Raw genomic sequence first — 2,828 nt, forward strand, 5'->3', positions numbered from 1 at the left:
GATCGTCATCGGGCGACACGGCGAGGCGGAAATAGGCCATCGCATCGCGAATTTCCTGACGCTCGGAAAAACGCGGGCCGCCGATGACGCGGTAAGGCAGGCCGATGGTCAAAAACCGGTCCTCGAAGGCCCGCATCTGGTGGCTGGCGCGGACAAGGATCGCCTGCCTGTTCAGACTGACCGGATCGCGCCCTCGGGTGCCGCGCTGCAGGGCCTCGACCTCCTCACCGATCCAGCGCGCCTCTTCCTCGCCGTCCCAATGGCCGATCAGCCGCACCTTTTCGCCGCCCTTGGCCTCGGTCCATAAGGTTTTGCCCAGCCGCCCCTCATTGGCCGCGATCAGGCCCGAAGCGGCGGCAAGGATATGCTCGGTCGAGCGGTAATTCTGTTCCAGCCGCACCACATGCGCGCCGGGAAAATCCTTCTCGAACCGCAGGATATTGCCCACCTCGGCTCCGCGCCAGCCATAGATCGACTGGTCATCGTCGCCCACACAGCAGATGTTCTTGTGCGCCGCCGCCAAGAGCCGCAACCACATGTACTGCGCGACATTGGTGTCTTGATATTCATCGACAAGGATGTAACGAAACCGCCGCTGATATTGCGCCAGAATATCCGGATGGGCCTGAAAAAGCGTGACGCAATGCAACAGCAGATCGCCGAAATCGCAGGCATTCAAGGTCAAAAGCCGCGCCTGATAGGCCTCGTAAATCTCGCTGCCCCGATGATCAAAGGCCGAGGATTCGGCGGACGGCACCTTCTGCGGCGTCAGCGCCCGGTTCTTCCAGCCATCGATCAGCCCGGCCAACATCCGGGCAGGCCAGCGTTTTTCGTCGATATCGGCGGCGGCAATCAGTTGCTTCAAGAGGCGGATCTGGTCATCCGTATCGAGAATGGTGAAACTGGTCTTCAGCCCGACCAGTTCGGCATGCCGGCGCAATAACTTGGCCGAGATGGAATGAAAGGTGCCCATCCACTGCAAGGGCTCCGCAATCGCGAAGGGCTGCCTTGCCAGCCGCTCCTTCATCTCGCGCGCCGCCTTGTTGGTAAAGGTTACGGCCAGAATCTCATTTTCCCGCGCCCGACCGCTCGCCACCAGATGCGCCACGCGCGCCATCAGTGTCCGCGTCTTGCCAGTCCCCGCGCCCGCCAGCATCAGAACCGGCCCCTCCGACGCCTCTACCGCCTCCCGCTGCGCGGGGTTCAGGCCGTCAAGATAGGCCCCGCCCACGGGCCTGCCTGCCAGTGGCCGCGCGGCCATGGCGCGGGCGGAAAGCGATGCGCCTTTGAAGGCGTCGGTATCGTCGAATGTGCTCATGGGTGGCAATCTAGCCGCATCTGGAAACGAATTAAAGAGAAGTTCACACTCTGTTCTAACCCTTCCGCTGGACTTTTTCCGCGCGCACCGGAACAAATCCGCCATGGACCTGCATCAGCGCTACCCCGCGGTTTCTGACCTGAAAGCCCGTGCAAGGGGCCGCATCCCGCATTTCGTCTGGGAATATCTCGACAGCGCGACCGGGAACGAAGCGACGCTCAGGCGCAACCGGACGAAGCTGGACGAAGTGCTGTTCCGGCCCTCGATCCTGCATGGGGAATTCACGCCCGACCTGTCCACCAAGCTTTTCGGCCATGAGTTCCCCCTGCCCTTCGGCATCGCGCCCGTCGGCATGTCGGGGCTGATCTGGCCCGATGCCGAACGTCTGCTGGCGACGGCGGCGGGCAAGGCGGGGCTGCCCTATTCGATCTCGAACGTAGCCAGCCAGACACCAGAATTCGTGGCCCCGGTTCTGGGCAAACATAGCTGGTTCCAGATGTATGTGCCGCGCGACCCGCAGATTCGCTCCGATATGCTGAAACGCGCAAGGGATGCCGGGTTCAACGCGCTGATCTTGACCGTCGACGTGCCTGTGGCCAGCCGCCGCGAACGCCAGACCCGGTCGGGCCTGACCCAGCCTCCGAAACTGACGCCGCGCCTGTTGGCGCAGGTAGCGCTACGGCCCGCATGGGTGTTGGGTACGCTTCGGATGGGCATGCCCCGGATGCGGCTAATGGAAGGCTATGCGGAAAACGCGGTCAGCCTCCCCTCAACTGCTCATATCGGCTATCTTCTGCGCACCTCGCCCGACTGGGACCATATCAAGGCGCTGCGCGACGCGTGGCAGGGGCCGCTGATCGTCAAGGGTGTGTTGCGGGCCGAAGATGCGGCGCGGCTCCAGGACGAAGGTGTCGACGCGATCTGGGTTTCCAACCATGCCGGCCGCCAGTTCGACGCCGCCCCCGCGACGATCGAAGCCCTGCCACAAGTCCGCGCCGCAACCACCTTGCCCGTTATCTTCGACAGCGGGATCGAGGGTGGGCTCGACATCCTGCGCGCCATCGCACTGGGCGCCGATTTCGTCATGCTTGGGCGTGCCTGGCACTATGCGCTGGGGGCCCTCGGCGCGGATGGGCCCGCCCATCTTGTCGACATTCTCGCCAAGGATATGGTGGCGAATATGGGCCAGTTGGGGGCAAAAACGCTCGCAGATCTGCCCGGCGCTCTGATTACCTGAATGTAGCGCCTGTACTATCAGACGCTGGCAGCATCCCGCTGCATTTCCTGCAGAGAGACCGGAAAGTCGCAGGCCGGGGAAGAGGCCGGGATCCGCCCCAGCATATCATCGACAAAGCCGCGGTGATAGCTGGTGTGGTTGACCAGATGCAGAACAATCTCTGCCCGGCTCATCCGCCCGGCACCGCCAAAGATGCAGGTGAATTCTATGTCCTCTTGCACGGCCCGGGAGTCCAACGCATCAAAATGCGCGCCCCACCAGCGGTCCATCGCC

General features: G+C 63.1%; 3 protein-coding genes. 1 reads left to right on the forward strand and 2 read right to left on the reverse strand.

From position 1 onward, the window contains the following. The coding region (locus WBB85_RS22355; protein WP_432640772.1) for an ATP-dependent helicase at positions 1 to 1,318 on the reverse strand (1,318 nt) is incomplete at its 3' end. A 103-nt stretch (positions 1,319 to 1,421) separates the two neighbouring features. Here WBB85_RS22355 and WBB85_RS22360 point away from each other — a divergent pair. Beyond that, positions 1,422 to 2,555, forward strand: a complete 1,134-nt coding sequence (locus WBB85_RS22360; protein ID WP_432640773.1) for an alpha-hydroxy acid oxidase — start codon at positions 1,422 to 1,424, stop codon at positions 2,553 to 2,555. Between the two features lie 17 nt (positions 2,556 to 2,572). On the opposite strand, the gene WBB85_RS22365 is transcribed toward WBB85_RS22360, so the two are convergent. Then, positions 2,573 to 2,828, reverse strand: a 256-nt coding sequence (locus tag WBB85_RS22365) for a DinB family protein (protein WP_432640774.1), incomplete at its 5' end; no start/stop codon positions are given.

It is taken from the genome of Albidovulum sp. (assembly GCF_049646345.1).
Taxonomy (GTDB): Bacteria; Pseudomonadota; Alphaproteobacteria; order Rhodobacterales; family Rhodobacteraceae; genus Albidovulum.

Excerpts from the sequence above, each read along its gene's own strand:
- WBB85_RS22360 (WP_432640773.1), top strand. The coding sequence starts at position 1,422 with ATGGACCTGCATCAGCGCTACCCCGCGGTTTCTGACCTGAAAGCCCGT.